The sequence below is a fragment of the Photorhabdus sp. RM322S genome, assembly GCF_042879395.1.
Lineage (GTDB): Bacteria > Pseudomonadota > Gammaproteobacteria > Enterobacterales > Enterobacteriaceae > Photorhabdus > Photorhabdus khanii.
Genome location: NZ_JBHFKW010000013.1, coordinates 97,592 through 119,616, shown reverse-complemented (window position 1 = coordinate 119,616; position 22,025 = coordinate 97,592). Strand labels below are relative to the sequence as shown.

General features: G+C 46.8%; 7 protein-coding genes and 2 pseudogenes. 1 reads left to right on the top strand and 8 read right to left on the bottom strand.

Features of this window, described 5'->3' with window-relative positions:
• Positions 1-750 (top strand): IS110 family transposase (locus tag ACGF63_RS10110; protein WP_387630467.1); only part of this gene is annotated, 750 nt, incomplete at its 5' end.
• Positions 751-985: 235 nt separating this feature from the next.
• Here the strand turns inward: ACGF63_RS10110 and ACGF63_RS10105 are convergent.
• The 8 genes and pseudogenes from ACGF63_RS10105 to rtxA form a co-directional block, all read right to left on the bottom strand.
• Positions 986-1,414, bottom strand: a pseudogene (locus ACGF63_RS10105) (transposase); the annotation flags it as partial.
• 32 nt (positions 1,415-1,446) lie between these two features.
• The gene (locus ACGF63_RS10100; protein ID WP_387630476.1) at positions 1,447-1,659 is read right to left on the bottom strand and encodes a PAAR domain-containing protein; all 213 of its coding nucleotides are present in this window, start codon (positions 1,657-1,659) and stop codon (positions 1,447-1,449) included.
• Positions 1,660-1,665: 6 nt separating this feature from the next.
• Positions 1,666-2,808 (bottom strand): annotated as a pseudogene (locus tag ACGF63_RS10095) (DUF3396 domain-containing protein); the annotation flags it as partial.
• A gap of 36 nt (positions 2,809-2,844) precedes the next feature.
• Positions 2,845-3,990 carry a DUF3396 domain-containing protein gene (locus ACGF63_RS10090; protein ID WP_132354016.1) on the bottom strand — a complete coding sequence of 382 codons (1,146 nt, stop codon included), beginning with the start codon at positions 3,988-3,990 and terminating at the stop codon, positions 2,845-2,847.
• A 15-nt stretch (positions 3,991-4,005) separates the two neighbouring features.
• Positions 4,006-5,364 carry a VRR-NUC domain-containing protein gene (locus ACGF63_RS10085; RefSeq protein ID WP_387630464.1) on the bottom strand — a complete coding sequence of 453 codons (1,359 nt, stop codon included), beginning with the start codon at positions 5,362-5,364 and terminating at the stop codon, positions 4,006-4,008.
• A 2-nt stretch (positions 5,365-5,366) separates the two neighbouring features.
• Positions 5,367-7,481, bottom strand: a complete 2,115-nt coding sequence (gene tssI / locus ACGF63_RS10080) for a type VI secretion system tip protein TssI/VgrG (RefSeq protein ID WP_387630462.1) — start codon at positions 7,479-7,481, stop codon at positions 5,367-5,369.
• 1,060 nt (positions 7,482-8,541) lie between these two features.
• Positions 8,542-9,432, bottom strand: coding sequence for an Rpn family recombination-promoting nuclease/putative transposase (locus ACGF63_RS10075; RefSeq protein WP_387630459.1), 891 nt, complete (start codon positions 9,430-9,432; stop codon positions 8,542-8,544).
• Positions 9,433-9,718: 286 nt separating this feature from the next.
• Complete coding sequence (gene rtxA / locus ACGF63_RS10070) at positions 9,719-21,505, bottom strand: MARTX multifunctional-autoprocessing repeats-in-toxin holotoxin RtxA (protein ID WP_387630457.1); 11,787 nt, start codon at positions 21,503-21,505, stop codon at positions 9,719-9,721.
• Positions 21,506-22,025 lie beyond the last annotated feature (520 nt).

Sequence of the window (22,025 nt, the reverse complement as noted above, 5' to 3'; positions counted from 1 at the left end):
AGTAACAAGAACGATTTTGTCGATGCTGAAGCTATCTGCGAGGCAGCTTCCCGGCCCTCCATGCGCTTTGTGCCCCCCCGCACAGAAGACCAACAGGCGATGGCCGCCCTCCATCGCGTCAGAGACTCACTGATACGGCAACGCGTTAAAACCACCAATCAGATGCACGCTTTTTTGCTGGAGTTCGGCGTCAGTCTGCCGCGCGGTATTGCCGTGATACGACGTCTGGCCGCTGTGCTGGAAGAAAATGACTTTCCGCCTTATCTGGCAAGGGTTCTGAGCAGACTCCACAGTCATTATGTTTACCTCAGCGGAGAAATTGAGGAAGTCGATAAGGAACTGAAAACGCATCTGGCGGAAGATGAAACCGCGCAACGCCTGCTGACCATTCCTGGCGTTGGGCCGGTAACGGCGAGTCTGTTAGCCATGCGGCTGGGGGACGGTAAAAACTATGCCAGCAGCCGTGACTTTGCGGCTTCAACAGGGCTGGTTCCGCGCCAGTACAGCACGGGTGGAAAAACGACACTGATGGGCATCAGCAAGCGGGGTGATAAAAATCTGAGACGGCTGCTGGTGCAGTGTGCCAGGGTCTTTATGCAGCGGCTGGAGCATAATCCAGGGCGTCTGGCAGAGTGGGTGAACAGGCAGCTTGCCCGCCATCACTCGAACGTTGTGGCGTGCGCGCTGGCGAACAAACTGGCACGAATAGCCTGGGCCGTTACGGCACATCAGACGGTGTTCATTAAATAAAAGAGCCAACGAAAAACGGCGTTAGCTCAGTAAGTTAAGCAGTTACCATCTGGTTTTGCGACGACAGATAATTGATGACATGAACGGCATATCGGCCTGCTGATGAACCTGATATAAAAAATGGCTCTCTGAAGCCGACCGGTTTTTAAGGTTCGGCAGGCACGGAACTCATCGTGGCGCGGGCATGACTGCTCACCAGACGCCGAATAGATTTACGCAAGCCCACCATACATCAAAATTTGTGTTGCAAAAACGGGGGTGACCATAGATTTTTATAAGAAAAACCCTGACGGTGTAGCCATTTATTCATGCCGGGAATGCTAAAGGTAATATTCCAGAGCTGAGCAACATAGGTCACGATTTCATGGGTGTGATGGAAAAGATGTTGAGATAAGTGATTGATTAAAAAATCAGTTTGCTGTCGAGAAAGCAAACTATCAGACCCCCCATTATCAGATTTAAGTTTACCGTGATTAAGGTAATCACTGATGTGGCGGTCAACAGTGGTCTGATGGAGTCGCAATGCCTGGGCTATCATCACAGAACTCCACCCTTCAGAAGCCAGAAGGATAGCTTTTATTCTGTCTCGTACCTGACCATCACGAGTGGTGTCGTGAAGACGTTCAAGTTTGATTTTTTGTTCTGATGTAATAAATATTTTCATAGCGAGGATAATGATCTCCATTTCGGATAAAATCAAGCATCTTCAATGATTACGGGTATATTGAATAAACTGGAGCCTTCCGCAATCGCCCCGGTTTGTTTACAGGCGGGACAAAATACCGGATCACCTTTACAAGCAACCGATAATTGTTGGTTGACTAAACCGGAACCATTTAACACATCGCCTCCGGTTGTGGTGGTATCACCTTTAAGGATAATTTTTTTTCCTTCTACTATACTTCGCATTATTGACTCCGTTGTATTTTCCGCTTCGCGTATTAAATGCCAAATCGTTGTGCCTGTCTCCACGCCCTGAACATCAAAAGCCATCGTGCCCTGAGCAAAGAAATATTGCTTGCCCGGGATGCTGTCGGTTCGCCAGAATCCGCTGACTAGCGCAGGATTGCCGCCCCTCAGCGGGGTTACATGCAAAGGCCCACGGTCATAGCGGGCATACCAGGCCAGTGTGGACGCTGTAGTAAAATGACCAGCACCATAAAAATGCAGAGAATGCCCTTCACGGGGACTCACCCGTATCGGACGTATCAGCTGGTTAATGGCAAAATAACTCTCCGGGACACTGCCCGGCAGCGGGGTCAGATCCGGATATTTCCCTGCGCGTATCATTAGACCATCGCGGTAAGAGCTAATGACCACATCGTTGTAGCGGGCCAGCATTGCGCGTATCCAGTATTCCCCACCCAATTTCCCTACAAAGCGTTTGGACAGCAGGGTGATCCAGTTAATGCCACGGATGGAATGTTCATACTGTAATTTGGCTGTATGCACTGCCGAGTTCACTTGCAAGGCAGGGTAACGTTGCGCTAACTGGTACTCTAAGGGAAAATAGTCATAGTAGTCTTTGGGTAAGACCAGACAGTAACCACAGTCCCCACTGTCGGGTTCAAGCTGGTCACACAGAAAATCCAGCCAGGCCATAAATTTAGTCATGCCCTCTGGTTCTTTCAGGTAATCCCAGGGCAGTACCAAACTTAGGTACGAGCTATCATCGTCACCATCAATTTCTCGAGAATCCAGGTAATGCATCAGATAATGAGGGGCTTCATAGAGATTTTTTGCATCGCTCACATCCCAGCTAGAAAGCTGGTTTTTTTTCTGATTAAGAATACCTTCTTCCACCTTAGCAATATTTTCCGGTGAATATTTTTTTAACCCTTGCAGCTCATGAGCATGAAAACGCAGGTGAGTGCCAAACTCTTCGCGAAAGCGCTGGTAGCAGGACAAAATGCGCTGTTTTTTCTCCCGAGTGTAACCCTGTTTAAAAAACAGGGTAATTGAGATGCCCAGACGAGAGACGGTCAGCCCATCACGATTGGTAACAGTAAAATCGACCCGTTGTGATTTTAGCTGGGAAAAATAATCTGAAGTTTCCATATTCTCTCCGTTCATAATGAGGCAGTGGATAATCCGTTATTCCCACATATTTTTCCCTTCCCGTATCAAGTGCCAGATCGTTGTGCCTGACTCCGCACCCTGAACATCAAAAGTCATCGCGCCCTGAGCAAAGAAATATTGCTTGCCCGGGATGCTGTCGGTTCGCCAGAATCCGCTGACAAGAGCCGGATGGCCTCCCTTCAAAGGGGTTACATGCAGTGGTCCACGGTCATAACGGGCATACCAGGCCAGTGTGGAAATATCATCAAAATGACCGGCACCATAAAAGTGAAGAGAATGCCCTTCACGGGGGATCACCCGTATCGGACGTATCAGATGGTTAATGGCAAAATAACTCTCCGGCACGCTGCCCGGCAGCAGTGTCAAGTTCGGGTATTGACCGGCCCGGATTATCAGGCCATCCCGGTAAAGACTAATCACCACATCAGTGTAGCGGGCCAGCATTGCGCGTATCCAGTATTCCCCACCCAGTCGGTTTACAAAGCGTTTAGACAGCAGGGTGATCCAGTTAATGCCCCGGATGGAATGTCCATACTGTAATTTGGCTGTATGCACCGCAGAGTTCACTTGTAAGGCAGGATAACGTTGGGCTAACTGGTACTCTAAGGGAAAGTAATCATGGTAATCTCTGGGTAGGACAAGACAGTAACCACAATCCCCACTGTCGGGTTCAAGCTGTTCACACAGAAAGTCCAGCCATGCCATAAATTTGGTCATGCCGTCTTGTTCTTTCAGATAATCCCAGGGCAGCACCAGACTCAGGTACGAGCTACTGTCGTCACCATCATCCTCATCGGAATCCAGATAATGCATCAGATAGCGAGGGGCTTCATAGAGATTTTTAGCATCACTAACATCCCAACTAGAGGGCTGGTTTTTTTTCTGATTGAGAATGCCTTCTTCCACTTTGGCAATATTTTCCGGTGAATATTTTTTTAACCCCTTTAGTTCATGAGTATGAAAACGTAGATGAGTACCAAACTCTTCGCGAAAGCGGCGATAACAGGCCAGAATGCGTTGCTTTTTCTCCAGCGTGTAACCCTGTTTAAAAAACAGGGTAATTGAGATACCCAGACGGGAAACAGTCAGCCCATCACCATTGAGGAAAGTAAACGCAGCCAGTTGTGATCTCAACTGGGCAAAATAATCCAAAGTCTCCATATTTCTCTCCTTTCATTATGAGGCGGTGGCGAATGTCACACCCGCCAATATTGCCAGGACGGCAGCTAACGCTACCGCGCTGACTTCGGCGGCGGCAGCTAAGATTTCCACCAGTGCAATCAGCGCTGCCGCGACGGCAAGGGTGACGAGGATAACCACGGCAACTTCGTCAATAATTACAACCACTTCCAGCATCTCTTCACCCACCTTTTTCAATATTTGCAGCCAGCTCATGTTCTTGAGCTCTTCCAGGGTGATATCTGAACCCTGTTGTACGGTTTGCCACCGGGCTTTTATCTCACTCTCAGTCCAAGTCACGATTTTCCCCGTTTGTTCACTGACCCAGGAAAAAGCGTAACTGGCCTGATGAGTTATCGGGTCGATTATCTCTTTACACACCCACTTGCCGGTTTCACTGAACCAGACCCCAAACTGAGCAAGGAGTTCACGGGTACTGTCGCGGATATAATCTAACCCCTGCTCTGTCAGGCCAGCCACTTCCTGTCCGAGAATAACCCAGTCTTCATAGCTGGGTAAAAAAGACCATGGGGAAGTACTGACAAGCGGGGGATTTTTGATCAGGGGTTGCGGAATGGTCCCCGGCACGCCCTCTTCGGGAGGTGCGGGTAAGGCGTTATCATCAGGAGGCGAACCGGGCGGCAGGGGGGCCAGCGGTATCGGATTTTTATAGTGTTGTGAACCGGGTTGATAATGTTTTCGCCACGCTTCATCATACTGTTTTTGCTCTTCTGTACGGTTATCGTCGACACGCATCACACCAAAGCGCTTTTCTGTCGCAATCTGGATATAATCTGTTTCTTGCCCTTTACCGAGGTAATCTCCCGGAAATTTCACCTCAATCAACATTTTTAGATTATCGGGGTGCACAGAACCATCAAAATAGGTGGCATTTCTGCCCGGCCAGCGGAGAACCTCATCTTTAACCAGAATAATATCGGGGCGGCGAATACGTTTAACACCAAATTTCTCCGCGTCGTCGGCAGAAGGCCGGGCAAACGGATTACTGGATTGCGGTAAATTATCACCATAACGCTGCTTAGAGTCTTGACTGGTCGCCAGCATGGGTAAAGGGACATCTTGCTCTCCTCGGAGAGCAAACACCACTTCCGCTTTATAGGGCCATAAAAAGTCATGTTTAAACTCTTCAATCTTAATCAACCCACTCATAATGACTTGATTAAGAAAACGAATGGCACCCTGCCTGGTGATAATCATTGCCGGCAAACGCAGGGCATATTCGGCTTTTTTCGCCAGGTAGCAGGGATCTTCATCGGTGGGGAAGACCCCTGTTTCCATTGTACAGGTGATTGATGTGACAGCTGGGCACATCTTGCTGCTGTTGGATATTGCCATACTTACTCCTCCATAAATTCCATAACATACTCTACGGGCGCGTTATCACTGACCTCGTATAAAGTTTTCTTCGGTTTCGGTGGGGATCCCGGTGAACTCAGTTGCAGATTTTCTTCAACCTTACTCTGTACAGTCACAGTTCTGCCCAGCGCGTCAGTTTTACCGGAAAGGATCTGCCCATCGGCGGTGGTGATGGTGTAGAGGGTATTCACCAGCGGCTTACCGCTCTGCTCACTCAGCAGGGTATAGCGGGCAGCGTAGTCAAACAGCGCATCGGCGGATTTTCTACCGATGGTATGGTCAGACATGGTGATGCTGACCCCTTCGATACGGATATTCCCCATCGGGTCAATGACTATCTGCCCGCCTGCGTTTCCAATGGTGATTTGTCCGCTTTCAGAGCGTAGCTTGATATGTTTACCCACGGTAATTTGCTGATTATCGGTGATGTTCAATTGATGGCTTTTACCAATGGAAACGGCTTGCTGGCCTTTAATGGTCACCGTTTGATTTTGACCGACTTCAAGCGTCTGGAAGCCTTGTACGGCTTCATCATCATCGTTTTTAATGATGATGGTGCGGTTATGTTCAACTGCTGTTTTCTGGTCATGGGTTATCTGTGTGGTTTTATCCCTAAGAACCCGGGTATTCATATCCCGTTGAGCGTGAATAAACACTTCCTCGCTGCCGTTTGCGTCATCAAAGCGCAGCTCATTAAATCCCTGTCCTCTGTGAGTCTGGGTTTTGAAGGTAGTCCGGGTTTTCTCCGCCGGTAAATCAAGCGGCGGACGATTGAGGCCGTTGTAGGTGCAGCCCGTCACAATCGGGCGGTCGATATCGCCATTGAGATAACTGACTATCACCTCCTGCCCGACGCGGGGTATCGCCATAAAACCGTAACCGCTGCCGTTCCAGCCCTGGGCGACCCGTACCCAGCAGGAAGCGAGGTCGTCCGCTTCATCGTAACGGTTCCAGTGGAAGTGGATGCGTATCTCGCCGTGTTTGTTAACATAAATCTCTTCGCTTCCCGCCCCGACTACCGTAGCGACTTCATCACCGTCCGCCAGTGGCTTGTAACGGTAAGGTGGCCGCCAATCCTGTCGCCCTGGAATAAAGGCGACATCGTTTGTCAGTGTTGTTCCTTCACCCCCGTCGTTTGACGCAATAGGCTGCCGCCCATGATGAGTGACAGACAGCACCTGCCAGCGGTCATTCATCGCTTCTATTGGATGGGATTGCAGCGTAAAAATTTTGCCCGGATGAAGCCGGATACAGTTGGTTTGGGCCGTGCCGACTTTGCTGTAGTTTTGTAACTGCTCTAACCGCAGTTGGGTAAACGGTTTTCCTTCCGCATCCCACTGAAAACGCCCGTAGCTTTCAAACACCGAATCGTACCCGCGATTGTCAGCTGTCTTCCGGTGTTCGAGCGAATATTTGGGGTTAAGAAAGTTATAGTCTTTCTGGACAGTGCCATTCGGGCACAGGTATTCGCCATAGCTCCACTGGTATGCAGTGGTATCGGTATCGTCCGTTTCAGGATGCGTATTGTAAGTAAGATCGATATCCGCCTGCATGCCCAGGTGGCAATCACAGAACAACATCTGTTTTTCTTCAAACCAGAAGATAATGCCCTCTTCCGCCGCCAGCCGGCACCAAAAGTCATAGTCTGATTCACGTTTTTGCGTGGTGTATTCCCGGTCAGCATGGCTTTTATAGAGCGTATCACGGACAAATAAAATACGATGTTGTTTAAGCAATTGCGCCAGGATTTTCGGTACAGACTGGCGATGGAAAATACGGCTATCCTGATTAAGCGTCATCAGCCACATTGTGGGGCGGATAGTGAAGGTATAAAAAGTTTGACGGCCATCAGTATTACCCTGTTCGACACCGGCTATCAAACCATTAATGGTACGTTCAGTAAGGCCATTACGGGTAATAATCAGTGATGCACCGTTCCCCAGTTGGTCATTCAAAGGAATATCATCACGCGGACTCACTACGGTTAATGTCAGGTTATAAAGCTGTGACAGCTCTTCCTGCAAGGTAAATTGTGTCACCTGAAAGGTTGTTTGGGACAGTGCGCCAATCTGGCAGGTGAAAACTAATCCATCCATATTTGAACCCTTACATAATTGAACCATCATTCTGAAACGGGGTAATGACGACAGCAGCCATTAAGCGAATAATCACGTTTTGTTTTTTTAATCGCGCCGCAAAACGTTTCTTCATATTACTGAGCCGGTATTTCAACTTGATGGCGCTGAATACAAAGACAGTGCCAGCCTGTTCCGTAGTAAAAAATGCAAGCGGAAAACCAAGTCACTTAATACGTGGCATTTGAGAGAACAATAAACAGCTTCCCGCTGAGTCGAGTGGAAATAAATAACAGAGAATTTCTCCCTCTGTATTCTATGACCATAAGATCACGATATTTATCATATGAACATGATAAAAATGTGATGCGCATCACATAAAATAGCTAATTAATCACTATCAATGCATGGAATTAATAAAAATCTTCGTAAGTTTTTGCCTAATACGGGGGAAATCTAAAACCCCAGAAGCATCAAAAATATCAATCAAGTGTATTTGGGCTGACAATATATGCTTTGCGTGTTTCTATTTGAATTCAGTGACCGTCTTGACGTAATCTGCGTAGATTTTATTAACACTTTATTTAGTTATTCACAATATATGATTTCTGTAATTTCAGCACTTAGACTGACTGGCTCAATAACGGAAAAAGCCGTATTCATTACTTCCTCACTAGGTCATCAACAGCAATTCTTTGTTAATTACCCAGTGAAGAAAAATAGACAACCCATTACAAAAGACAATTATTCATTCTATTTTGGAAGAAACATTTAGCAATATTATCTTTCACATCATCACCAGTTGCCGCTAATACTGTTAGCTCCACCAGTTCCGGCGCTCTTTGAACAATAACACCGTTTTTTTAGATACAAAATAGCATCAACTCGACCAATATCCACAACACCATGCAGGCTACTGTATCGATCAATTAAACCGAGCTTGAATTTACGGGATTGTGATATCGCTATCTTTAAACGAAGTTGAGGTTAAGTTAGAAAAATGGCAGTTTAAAATCTGCCCATAATAAAACTCAGGGCAGAATCCCACTTTTGAATGCTGATTAAGAACTCTCAGTACGAGTTAGTGGCGTATTTGCTCAAGTTCGTTCTCGCTCAGACCGGTGGTTTTCATCACCGTTTCACGGTCGATTCCGCTGTTCAGCAATGCATGAGCAATTTTTAAAGTTGCCTCTTGGCGCCCTTCCTGACGTCCTTTCTGCTCCAGTTTCTGCGCTATAGTCATCAGTATCTCCTCATACTTCGGGGACTGTTCTGCCAGTCGCCGGATAAAACCCTCTGGATCGGCGGTATCTCCCGCCTGTAATAAGTAGTTTAGCACGCTTTTTAACTGCTCATCCGTATAGTAATCATACGTCAGCAGCGTAACCAATTCTTGCAGCAGCTCCGCCATATCACGCTGCCTGATATGCTTTTGCACCATTTCCAGTAGCGCAACCCGTTTGTGTGTCAGGATCTTATCGTCCGGGATTACCGTCACATCTACCAGCGGGAATGCACCGGAATAGATCTCCTTCGCCAGAGCCGAAGCATCGAAGCAGTCGAGCCAGTTGGTACTCCACGGATACGGCTGTATTTTTCCGTGATAGAACAACACCGGAATAACCAGCGGTAATTTTTCATGTCCCTGTTCCAGATGCCGTTGCATTGCTGAAACACTGTAGCGCATTAACCGGAATGCTATCATTCTGTCCGGGGAACTCTGGTGTTCGATCACGCAATACACGTAACCGTCACCCTGCGCCGTTTTCAATGAATACAAAATATCGGAATAATGTGCGCGCAGATTATCCTCAATAAACGACCCTGATTCCAACCGTAATGTATCAAGATCACAAACTGCCCGTAATGTCGCAGGCAAATGAATCTCCAGGAAGTCTCTGGCGGTATCAATATGACTTAAAAACTGTTTAAAAACAGCGTCATGTGGCGTTGGTGTATTTTTTCTCTTCATCGGTGAATGGTAGCATACTTTCTTTTATATTGAAGGAATATTAAGCAAGAAACCGAGCGGACTGAGATGCTTTGAATCTTCTTTGACAAAAACGTTGATCGTATCTCAGGTACTTTAATTTCCTTCTTAAGCGAAGTTCAGGTTACTTATTATACCCTTCATTTTTCAAGTTGCTGCTTTGTTGGCTGCTTTCACTCACCCCAGTCACATAGTTATCTATGCTCCTGGGGATTCGTTCACTTGCCGCCGCGCTGCGGCTCGAAATCTATTAGGTATAGCAAATTAATCAGGCAAATTTTCCTTTTCCCATCGTGGTATCTGTCCACGCCGTCGTAATAGCACTCTTCGCTTTACTGTCCAGGCTTTCAATAAAACCATTATCACCGGCTATTGGGGAAAAACTGCTCATGGCCTGGATCAAGGAATCAACCGCATTGTCAGAAAGCGCAGTAAATTCACGCTCTCCTGATCCGTCCTTACACCCCATCTGAGTCACCAGTTTGGCACGATGACCATTAAAGTAGTCATTAAAGGTGACTGAACCTACCGATTCAAATAGGCCCTGCTCAGTTTTATCCTGAGTATGACGGTTCACTGATAATACCAAGTCATACCCGCTGCGCTGGAACCACAGGTTTTGCCAGTCAACACCATTAAAGACAATGATATCTTCTGCGCTGATATCATTAACCTGACTGTCAATCACCTTATCACTGACCATAAAGCTGTCTACACCCGCACCACCGAGGAAACTGTTCTTATAACCCCCCAGCACCAGCAGATCTTGACCCACACCGCCATCAAACTGACTGAATTTCGAAATGGCGGACGCTATCAGGTGATCATCACCGTTTCCGCCATTGATCACCGCATGGTAGCCCATCAGCTTAATCACATCGTTACCTGTGTTGCCATCAATGCGGTTGTCATTACCAAACACTCTGGCAAAGTCATTGCCTTCACCCAATTCAACCCGGTTGTTATTACCGATGGTTACGGCGTAATCCTGATCTTCCCCGGTATCCACCCGATTGTAGTTGCCGGAAGTCACAACGTAGTCCCGGCCTTTACCGGCGTCAATAAAGCCACCTTCGCCAAAGACAAACGTCTGGTCATTCCCCTCACCCATAAAGACATGGTTAATGCGTCCGGCCACCACTGCGGTGTCATCACCATGACCACCAAACATCCAGTTTTCACGTCCCATCAGAACACCGAGGTCATTACCTTCACCGCCCGTAAAGATGTTGGATGTGCCAATTGAATAATAAACGTCATCACCACGACCACCCCAGAAGTTGTTGTTGTCGCCCAGATAAGCACCGAGATCTTTACCGTTACCGCCCCAGTTGAAGTTATAGTTCCCCAACGAGACATGGATATCGCTATCCCCTTGCAGGTGACCGCTATTACGCAGGAAATCAAACGTTTTTTGTTCCATATTGAGCAGATCTGCGGTCAAATTCTCTTTCAGATTAGTGACGAGCGATTGCATCTCTTCTTGCTTCTGTTTGATGGACATCGTCGCAAACAGGTTAGGCAGGTTCAGCGAATTAAAGCCAAATGCACGCTCTGATTTATCATGAGCCTGAGTATTCTCTCTGTTAATGGCAACCGAAGATCTTTTTTCCTGATGTTCATTAGGCGCTTTCTCTTTCAGCCCATGACTCACAAAAAAGGATTCCACACCATCCGCATTCATCTTGATGTTCTGTTTTAAACCATCACTTAATTTATCCGGATCAGTGAAAGCTCGCAGTTGATCACCACTAAATTTCCCAATAGCTGATAGCATCTCTTGCAAAATCGCCTCGCCATCAACAGGCTCGCCGGTACGGGAGACAATCCGTCCCTCCGGGGTGTAATCCACACCAAAGATATCCGCTAAGGTGGTATCCGAACTCACACTGGCTAACCGGCCAAGCAATTTATTCCTGAGCTGGCGCGGTAAGTCCCATAGATTATAGGTAAACGTTGTCCGCGCCATACCGGTTGTCGAGTATTGCTGCGTCATTAAACCAAACAGTGAACCCAGGTTGGTATCCAGAATCGATTGTATATGGTCACCGAACATAAAATTCCAGCTACCGGTTGTGACCTGAATGTCCGCTCCCTGTCCCCCTACCGCAAAATTGAAGGCCAGCTTTTCATTGGCCTGACGGAATTTATCTGCACGGCTCATTTTGCCCGTACCAATATTGTTGCCGTAACCACTTAACCATTGGTTGTATTTCTTGTTCAGCGCTACTTCGACGTCACTTTTCAAGCCACGGCCACTGCGTTCATGCTGAGAATCCAGATCAACCAACGTGTTGTAGTCCACACTGCTGGTTTGGTCCAGACCAGACATATCCCGCACAAATTTCTTCGCACCAAACAGTGTCCATTGCCGATCCTGCGCCGCCAACCAGTTCCGTTCTTCACCGGAACGAGCGATCGCTTTCAGTACACCCGTAATACGAACAGTACCATCAAATGGATTAACCAACGGTGGCGTTGGGATTGATTTATCCATCATCACTATCAGGTCATTACTGCGGCCCTGGTTGAAACTGACGTTGCGGTTACCGATAAACATCTGCGCCCCTTCAACCGCTTGATAGCCACCGATATTGACGCTGTGTTTACTGTCGCCATCACCGATGTGAACCATCACATTGTTGTCACCGAAGGCCAGTGATTTAAAACCACCGGTCCCCACTTTAACACCCACGTTTGAGGTTCCCCAGTTGATCGCGGTAAATTCACCATCACCCACATTCACTTGAATATTGCCGGAGTAACTCAGCGGTTTATCCGATTGATGACTTGAACTCACTTGAATCCTGTTTTTGCGCTTCCCTGGCGCGGTGAAAACATTATTGTTATCCGCAATTACCCCTCTGGTCACGGCATCAGCCTCTCTGTACCCTACTCTGGAGAGGTTGATATCACCTTCAGCAATACCACGACGAATCTTTTCTGTTCTGGTCGTCAGTTCATCTTGTTCATTCCAGCACAATACCAGTTTGTTATCGTCCAGTTTGTTAACCCACTGATTATTTTTATTGAGGGTAAATTTACGGCCCGTCGCGTCAACCGCGACTTCACTGCGACGCGCTGAAACCTCACTACGGATGCCTTGTTTATCTAAAGCGGTAATAAAATGATAGGCAAAACCATCCCGTTTATCATCACTAATCAGTGAACAGCCCACGATGCTGATACGTTCGGGTTTACCCGCCTGGCTAAAGTTCTGGCTGAACAGCTTCAGTTTTATCGCCAGTTCGTCAGCACTGTAACCACTCAGACGCATGTTATTTTGTGCCGATCCGTCACGACCATGACCGACGATCTGCCAACGTAACTTGCCTGATAATCTGGCAGGGTCGCCATAAATGACATGATATTTGCCATCGGCATCAAGTTTAACAAGGACGCTGGAACTTGGGTGTTTACCCGCCAGATTGATCGCCGCTTTCGCTACAACCGGGTCATCTTCCATCTGAATAATGAGCTGGCTACCAAAGCGGGTTTCACGATCATCACGCTTTTGCAGCAAGTTCTTTATCACATCACGATTTTTATCTTGAAAACTGACAAGAGTCGATACAATCCTGTCTGCATATTGGCTCATCAAAGCACCGCTTTCTTCATGACCATAAGAGGTTTGTTCACCAGATATGTGGTAACCGGAAGCGGTTAGTCTCGCACGTAGCTTTTCCCCTTCATGGCCCAAACCTTGGCTATCAGTCAGCAACATGATCGGCATATTGATCGGCAAATCTTTAAGGTTTTTTTCTACTGAAAATTGCCCATTCATCACTTTTGCCAATGCCCCAATGATGCCACCGGGGTTTGGTACTTCATGCGCGGTTATACCTTCGGCTATATTCAGCATCGGCCTGTCAAGTAACAAACCTGATACTGCTTGATTATTTTGCGCCGCGTAGCGGGCAAGATCAGCCGCAACCGGCCCACCAATGGAATAGCCATGAATGATGATGTTACCCGGATCGATACCGCGATCTTTTACCAAATAGCGGAACATCGTCCGGGCATCTTGATAGAGTCCTTTTTCACTTGGCCCTCCATCACTGCCACCATAACCACGCACGTTGATGGCAAGCATATCAATACCTTGCCTTTGATAGTAATTTTGGATATGACGGGCTTGCTCCTCAGCAGGTAAACCTGAACCATGAATAAAAAGCACTACTTTTTTCACGGCAGCTGTAGAAGTGACGCCAGGTTTTACGTCACCCAGATGATAATATCCGGTTAAACGTCCCTCCCCACCTTTCAGCGTAATTTTGCTTGATTTGCCATTAGCAACCGCATTATTCAGTACCGCCTTAGTCTTATTACTGATATGACGGCGATCTTCTTTAAGGCCATGAAGTTCGTTGTTCAAGAATCGGGTCAACGGATCTAAAGGCTCTTTATCATGTGGCGGGGTACCGTCATTCCCCGTTATCACCGATTCTGATGCTCTATTTTTGCCCGATAACGCTTGCAAGGCCTCCACAGGAGAGTGGCTTTGTTCTCTCTCCTGCGTGTATTCTCGATAAAGGTGCTGAGTTTTCTCAAAAGCACTATTTAATGCCTGACTTATCCATAGTTTCCCTTTATCTCCAGCGATGTCCATCAGGTCCATATAACTGGCAGTGTAGTTTTGCAGTACCTGCCTGCGCTCATCTCCCGTCGTCTGCAACGCTTTGTAGACGACCAAACTTTCATTGACAGAATGACCGCCATCAAACACCAGGAATACCAACGTATTAAGATATCCCTGCTCCACCAGGAAAGCAGGATCTTTACTGGCAATGTAGTTATTGAGGTGAACCATGATATTGGTCGAGCCAGATGCCCCCGTCACCACAGAATGCCCTTGAGCCAGCGCATTACGCTCAAGCGCTGTCTCCTGCCCAGGCGTCAAAACTCGGCCTGCGGCAACCTTCCTGCCATACAGAAAGTCTTCGTACTGATCACCTGACGGCTGGTAGGGCAGAGCAATACCATAATCGTTGGTTTGCTGTTCAGTTAACTCCACTTTGTATGTCACATTAGCCCGGTCAGTTAACTCATTACTGGTCGAACGGGCCCAGTAGATCGCCTCACGATAGAATGCATCCCCTTCAGCCTTCCATTGAGATGAACTCAGCCCCATGCCATCCATGTTCGACATTTTTACCGCCAGAAACGGTATTTTGATCATTTCAAAGCCGTTATCCACCTTGGTCATCATGGTCTTAAAGTTATCAAAGGTCGGCTGTTGCAGGAATGTGGTCAGTTCAGGCACCCGGCTGAACCAAGGGCGAGTATCCTTTTGAATGACATTGGCAAAGGCTTGCATCCTGATCGCAATATGTCTGTCACGTACAGTTGAATCGGCGGTGCTCTGCATCCATTGTTCAAATTCCCGCACCAGGAATTGACCTGTCCGCCCGGCAGTCGCTATCGCCTCCGGTGACACCGTTTTCACCAACGCATGTGCCAATTCTGAATCAAAACGACGGCCAAATAAGTTGTCAATATATTGGGTGGTGGCTTTTTTTCTGTGAGCATCAACCTGTAATGACAGCACCAAAGCATGCAACTCAGGGTATGCCTGTAACTGGGGAGCGGCATCATTAAATAACCGGGTGGTTTCTTGCGATGTCACCTGTCCGGTGAGCCAGAGTTTCCTGGCCCGCTCAACTAAAGGCATCGTTTCCGGGATATCCGCCTCTTCCAATCGGCTCATGAAAGCAATGAGACTTTCACTTTCAGTCTTAGGCGCTTCCCGTTCAGCGCCGGAGTTCATTCGGGTCAAAGGTGTAATTCGCCATTCAATAAGGCGATCAATTTCGTCTTGCGTGACACCGCCTTTCAGACCCACAATACGTCCGGTTCCATCAAATATTATCCGCTGATTAAGCCGTTTAGCATGCTGAGGGGCCACGGCAATCCCAAGGACCCCAGCTGATTCGGCTCTTTGAGCTTGCAAGTGCTCAATCATCCTGCCCATCTTAAAGCGCACTAAGTTCACTTGACTGCCACGCGGGGTAAATTCCGTTGAATGACGCTGTTGCCAATGAGAGAGTGCCTGTTCAAACTGCAATACATGCTCTTCATCAAAATGGTTCACCATTTTGTAGAAAGTATCACGTACAGCGACCAGCGCCTGACTAAGCTGCTTTTTCCGGCCTAATGCTTGCGCATTGGGATTGATAAACAGCTTGTTTCCTTCCGTCAATAAATTAAATTTTAATTTTTCAAATATAACGGAATTATGCTGTTCCACCTGAGGGCCATTCCCCAACGATTTCAAATCAACGCTTGAAGTTCGCAGAGGTCTTCTGACAAGCTCACCGGAGCTGTTTAAGGTTGAAACCATCATGTTGTCAGATTGTGCTTTGGCGAACGTTGAAGTCTCTAAAACGCCAGTATTCGCTACGCGAATGGCGGCATTTATCTGTAGACGATTAATCGCCTGTTTAGCACCAGCCAGCGCCTGTCGCTCTTCTTCAGTCAAGCCCTTGTCAAATTTGCTTTTAACTTCCGGCATAGATTCAGGATCAATATGGCTGCCGGTTTCCTCTGCCCCTGTTGATTCGTAGGCCTTGCCAGATAAACCACTGCCACCCGCCCCAGTGCGATCAGGTCTGGAATCGCTCTGTTTGGCTCTTTTAGCATCTGTTTGTGCCTGAGCTACTTTACTTTCAGCCGCAGCAGTATCGTGCTTACCCCGATTTTTAGCGTCCTGATACGCGATATTCGCGTCATTTTCAGCTTTTTCGGCCCGCTGTTGCTGCGATAACGCCTCTTCTTTTCTTAACCCGGCTTTTTCCTGAGCGTCCACAATATCTTGTTTTGCACTAGCACGATGCTGCTCACTTTTTGCTACACCTGTTTCTGATTTCGCAACCAATTTTTCTACTTGTTTTTGGTTATCAGTAAGATACTGTTGAGCAGTTGCTAATTTTCTCTGTGCAATAAATTTGGTGTAATCCAACTCATGCTGAACACTGTCCAAAAACTCAGCAGCAAATTGATCGCGCCACGGGTCACTTGATTCACCGTTGTAATTCGCATCATCATCAAGCGCCTCCAGGCCCTGAGTCATGGAAATCAGTTTGTCAGTTTCCACCTGCGCTTCTGCTTTTATCGCATTACGCTGCGTCAACCCACTCTGGTTAAGCGCTTTCTGATCCGTTAATGCCAATTGGGATTGCGATTTTTCAATAGCTGCCAGTTGTTTATCTTTTTCCTGTTCCAGCAGCTGACGATCTTTTTCGGCTTTTTCTTTATCGTTGAGCGCATTTTGCGCCGCTTTATCCTGTTTCGCGTGTTCGGTAACGGCATTGGTTTGTCGTGGATTCTTAGATTTCGCAACAACGTTATCCAGAATATAGCCGACTCCATCATTCAAACCGGTTCCTTTAAATTCAATCCGGTTAGTACCCGCTTTTGCCATTAAATCGAGTTTTTGGGTGTGCCATATAGCCCGCTCCCCAGAAGCTGAGAATACAGACTCACCATTCCATAACACCGTTATTCCATTGTCACTAAGATCACGATCCTCGATATTTAGACGGCTCGCAAAATCAAAAGTCAGTGAAATCACTTCTCCTTCAGACAGATTTTGCAATTCCTGCCAAATAGTGGTGTTTTTATCAACATCAAGTGCACTGACTCGTTCGCCATAACCTGCATTATCAAGACCATAAGCACTCGCCGGGCTATATGCCTCGATATCATTGGTTGACTGCCACCCCAAACTACCTTGCTCAAAGTTACCATTGACGATCAGGTTTTTATTCTGGCTTGGCATAGATCCTATTTTTCGATTCAAAGCGCTTTCTATTAAATCAATATCAAGCCCTTCCACCCCTGTTACAGAACCACTGAGACGACTGCTTAAATCTGAATCTACCAGCGCAATTTCTTCCATCTGAAAGCCATCAATAGCAGAAACTTCCACTAATTTAATCGCGCCTCTGCCTTTATATGCCCCAGATATGTTAGCTTCATCACCCTGCACCAGATAGTTGATCGCCTGACTGCCTGCCACACCTAACGCAGTCTGTTTGATATTCTCAAACAGGGAAGAGAGTTTGTTGCTTTCTGCAACAGAAAAACTGTAAAAATCACCGTTACCAATCTTAATCGCCACGTTATTGCGGGCATAAGAGGCGTTGACACCCAGACCATCACCAACATGAATATTGGCGTTGCCTTTGCCTTTCATGACCGCCACATTGAGACCCTTTCCGACTTTGGTATTAGCGTTATATTCACCCCACACCACGTTAACTGAAACACCGTCACCCACTTTGGTATTCATATTAAGGTCGCCATGCATGGCAGTCACACTTAAACCCTTCCCCACCGTGGTAGCGACATTAGCTGCGCCTTTCGCGGCGGTAACCTGTATACCATCACCCACTTTGGTGACGATATTGCCTTTACTCCACAACGCATTAAAGCTGTCACCATGACCCACTTGAGTCACAATGTTAGCATCGGCTTTGGCAAGCACCACATTACGCCCGTTGCCTACCCTGGTGATAACGTTAGCCTTGCCCCAGGCTCCGGTGTAGTCATCACCGTTACCGATATGGGTGATAATATTGGCATCACCCTGAACGACCGTGACTTCCTGCTTATCCCCCGCTTTGGTAATGATGTTCGCTGTACCTTTAGCAAAGTTGTAACGATCGCCATCACCCACCTGAGTCAGGATATTGGCCTCACCCCAAACGGCGTTCACCCCGGTGCCGTTCCCCACTTTGGTCATGATATTGGCTTTACCTTTGGCGAAACCCACTGTTGTGCCATCACCAATATGCGTCATGACATTACCCACATCGGAAATAAGCAGGCCAACTGTCGTGCCCTCTCCCACTTTCGTCAGAATATTGCCTTTGCCAAGCAGTACCGCCGCAGTTGTCGAATTGCCAACATGAGTGATGACGTTGGCTTTCACCCCAGCGACTACCCCCATAAAATCATCACCCACTTTGGTGACAATATTGGCCTCACCCAGCGCCAAGACACCGGTTAACCCATTGCCGGCATGGGTCATGATATTGGCCCGGCCAAACATGGCCGCCAGCGTTGTACCATCACCGACTTTAGTCATGACGTTCAATTCACCAGCAAACAAACCAATACTGGTGCCATCACCCACATGCGAATAGATATTGGCTTTACCTATCATCAAAGCGACCGTCAGATCATCACCGACCTTAGTCAACACATTGGCACCCCCGATCATGGCGGCAAACGTCTCGCCATCACCCACATGGGTAAAGATATTGGCCTTGCCAATCATCGCTGACAGAGTCATACCGTTACCCACTTTGGTCGCGATATTGCCTTTTGCCAACATCAGGGCAACGCTGGTACCGTCGCCAATATGGGTAAACACGTTGCCGGCGGCTATCATCAGTGCTAATGCGTTGCCATCACCCACTTTAGTAAAGATGTTTACTGCGCCACCCATCAGCGCCCACGCATCACCGTTGCCAATATGGGTAAAAATGTTACCCGCACCAAGCATAGCCGCAATCGCAGTTCCATCCCCAACTTTAGTGAAGATATTGCCGGCGGCTCCCATGACACCCAATGTCTGATCGTCACCGACATGGGTAAACACGTTGCCCACCCCAAGCATAGTGCCGGTAGTATTGCCGTTCCCGACTTTGGTCAGGATATTGGCCCCCCCCAGCATGACCCCGGTCGTGTTGCCGTCACCGATGTGAGTCAATATGTTTGCACCACCGCTCATTATCGCCAGTGTATTACCCGACCCTTTCTTGGTGAGGATATTGGCTCCGCCCAGTGCTATCGCTGTGGTATCTGATGTTTCAATTTCATCACTGAGATGCGTGATAATGTTGGCACCGCCGAGCATACCGGCAATCAGATCACCGGCACCGAGTTTAGTCAGCACGTTCGCGCCGCCCAAAAGTACCGAAGAGATATCCCCTTTGCCTGCTTGGGTGATGACGTTAAAACCACCCGTCCCCGAGCAGTTCGCATTGCCATGACCTATTTGGGTATGGGTGTTGTAACCACCCAACATAACAACCTGGCTGTCACCATTGCCTTTATGGATCGAGATATTGCCATACGCCAGCAAATGAGCCAGATATCGCCCATCACCAACCCGCACGAGAACATTTGCCGCACCGCCAGCGTAAGCGTCCATTTCTCCCCGCAGGCTTTGATGAACAAGGACATTTGCCAAACCTGCCCCACGAAATGTCAGATCGCCCTCTTCACCGCTTTTCACAATGACATTGGCGGCACCAGCGCCGTCAAAATGCGTCACACCGGATTTTGAACTGTGCAAAATAACGTTAGCCGCCCCTGCACCGTTGAAATTAACATCACCGTACGTAACGCTGGATGTAATAACGTTTCCACCACCCGCACCACTAAAATGAATATCACCAGAGCTATCACCACTGGTTATTGATGATTTGGTAAGATCTTGCTCAGAATAGCCTTCAAGACGAGCTAAACGATCAGTAGTACTGTGATCAACATTTAAATCATAGTAAAGCTGACTTAACGCATAACCCGCTCCGATTGATCTGTAGCCATGAGGATAGGAAAATATTTCATTCGCTAAATGACCAGTATAGTCACCCTGTTTATACCAAGCTCTTGCTATATATTTCAGTTTCCCCGTTTCATAATCATTTGCCAGTTTAACCTCAACCACTTTGGTATAGGGCTTCAAAAAGACCGCATACACATAAGTATTCGGCAGACTGTTTGATTTAACTGGGGATACATCGATTTTCGAACCATCCGGAAAGATTGCATACCCTCCTATTTTGGCATCACCCAGTGTGACATTTTCTGCTTTAACGTTCATACCGCCAGCATAATTCACCCACTTACCTATTAATAGCGCTTCCTCGACGCCATGCATCGTGGTTGTTTGTCGATGTAGTAGGTTAATACTGGAAAGACTAATAGCCTCTTCGTTTTCAATCGGAAAAAATCCATTGCTTACTGAGATCTTTTCCGCTGGCAAATCCTTAAGATGATCACCTTCCTTATACCAGGCAGTAGAGTAATAACGGAGCTTACCAGTATCAGGATTATTCTGAAGCCGCACGGCAACAATTTTAGTATTAACATTATCGGCAAATGCAAACAGATAAGTATCAGGCTCGATGGTGGATTTAATCGCCTTAACTGACTGAGGTTGCTGAATCCAATGCCCCGCCATTATTGCCGATACCATGACAATATCTTTGGCTTGAGCAAACTCTATTTCATTTTCCGCCCCCGTCCGGGTAATTTTATTATAAGCCCCTGCACCAGAGAAATTAATATTACTATGGGCAATATCGGAATAGAGTTTGTTATAGCCACCGGCGCCTTCAAACGTGATATCACCGCGAGTCTGTTCATACACATCTTCACTGTGGCGTATACGCTCAATGCGGTTTGATGCTCCTGCGCCACGTAAGATAATGTTGCCTTCTCTGCCTTTCCGCACGATATGATTATCCGCGCCAGCACCATGGAAAGTGATATCACCACTTTCCATCCGCGAGTTGATACTGTTTGCCGCACCCGCGCCATTAAATGTCACATCACCCTGAGTCCCCTGATAACGGTTAAACCAGGTACGATCAATATCATTAGCTGCCCCTGCTCCGATAAAATATAAATTGCCCTGGTCAGTTTCATGCCATAACTCATTATATCCACCCGCCCCTTTAAAACTGGTGTCACCAGACAAGCCTTTACGAACCAGTTTGTTATAGCCGGCAGCGCCCGAATAATACAAATCCCCCGATTTACCCGTATGATCAATGAAAGCAGCACCTGCCGTCCCCGAAAATGACAAGCCGCCATTTCCGGTTTTACAAATACCGGCGTAACCTGAAGCTCCTTTTACCGAAAGTTCACCCTCTGTATGGTATACATCAACCTTAAATGAACCAACGGTAACATTGTCATCCCCGCCATAAGCATAAACGTCACCACCAACACCAATAGCAGTAATATTATTACCATCATTATCGTCGTAATATTTTCCAGTAAAGAAGTATTCTGTACTCCTATTTGATGATTTCCCCATAAATAATCCTTTAATTTATCGTTTAGGTTAAGCAGAAAACCACCGCACTTAATGGATGAGCGGTTATTTTTAATATTCAAACTCTCATGAAATAGTACAAACTTTACAAATTTTTAACAGTAATAAATTAAATAAAGAGAAAAAACCACTATTAAAATTAACATTAGAGATTGTTTACACGAATTTATCAGACATGCTTTTTCCAAAAGTAATTTATTAATAAAGCACGTATAATAAGGAAAACACTAAGTTCAGATAGGTTTCAAACTGACGCATCTATAAACACTTTCAAATAAATCCATCGAATAGAATAAATAAAAAACCCAAAAAGATATTTAACGCAGATGTTTTTTTCCACAAGAACATGGAAAATACAGATAAGATAATAAAGTCACTTCTAAACTAAGATACAACTTTTCATTAATTACGATCAATTATTTCATTCCATTCCCATGAAAATATTGAGGATTATAACCATTAAAACAATATAAGTAAATGAGATAATATCATCATACTTTTT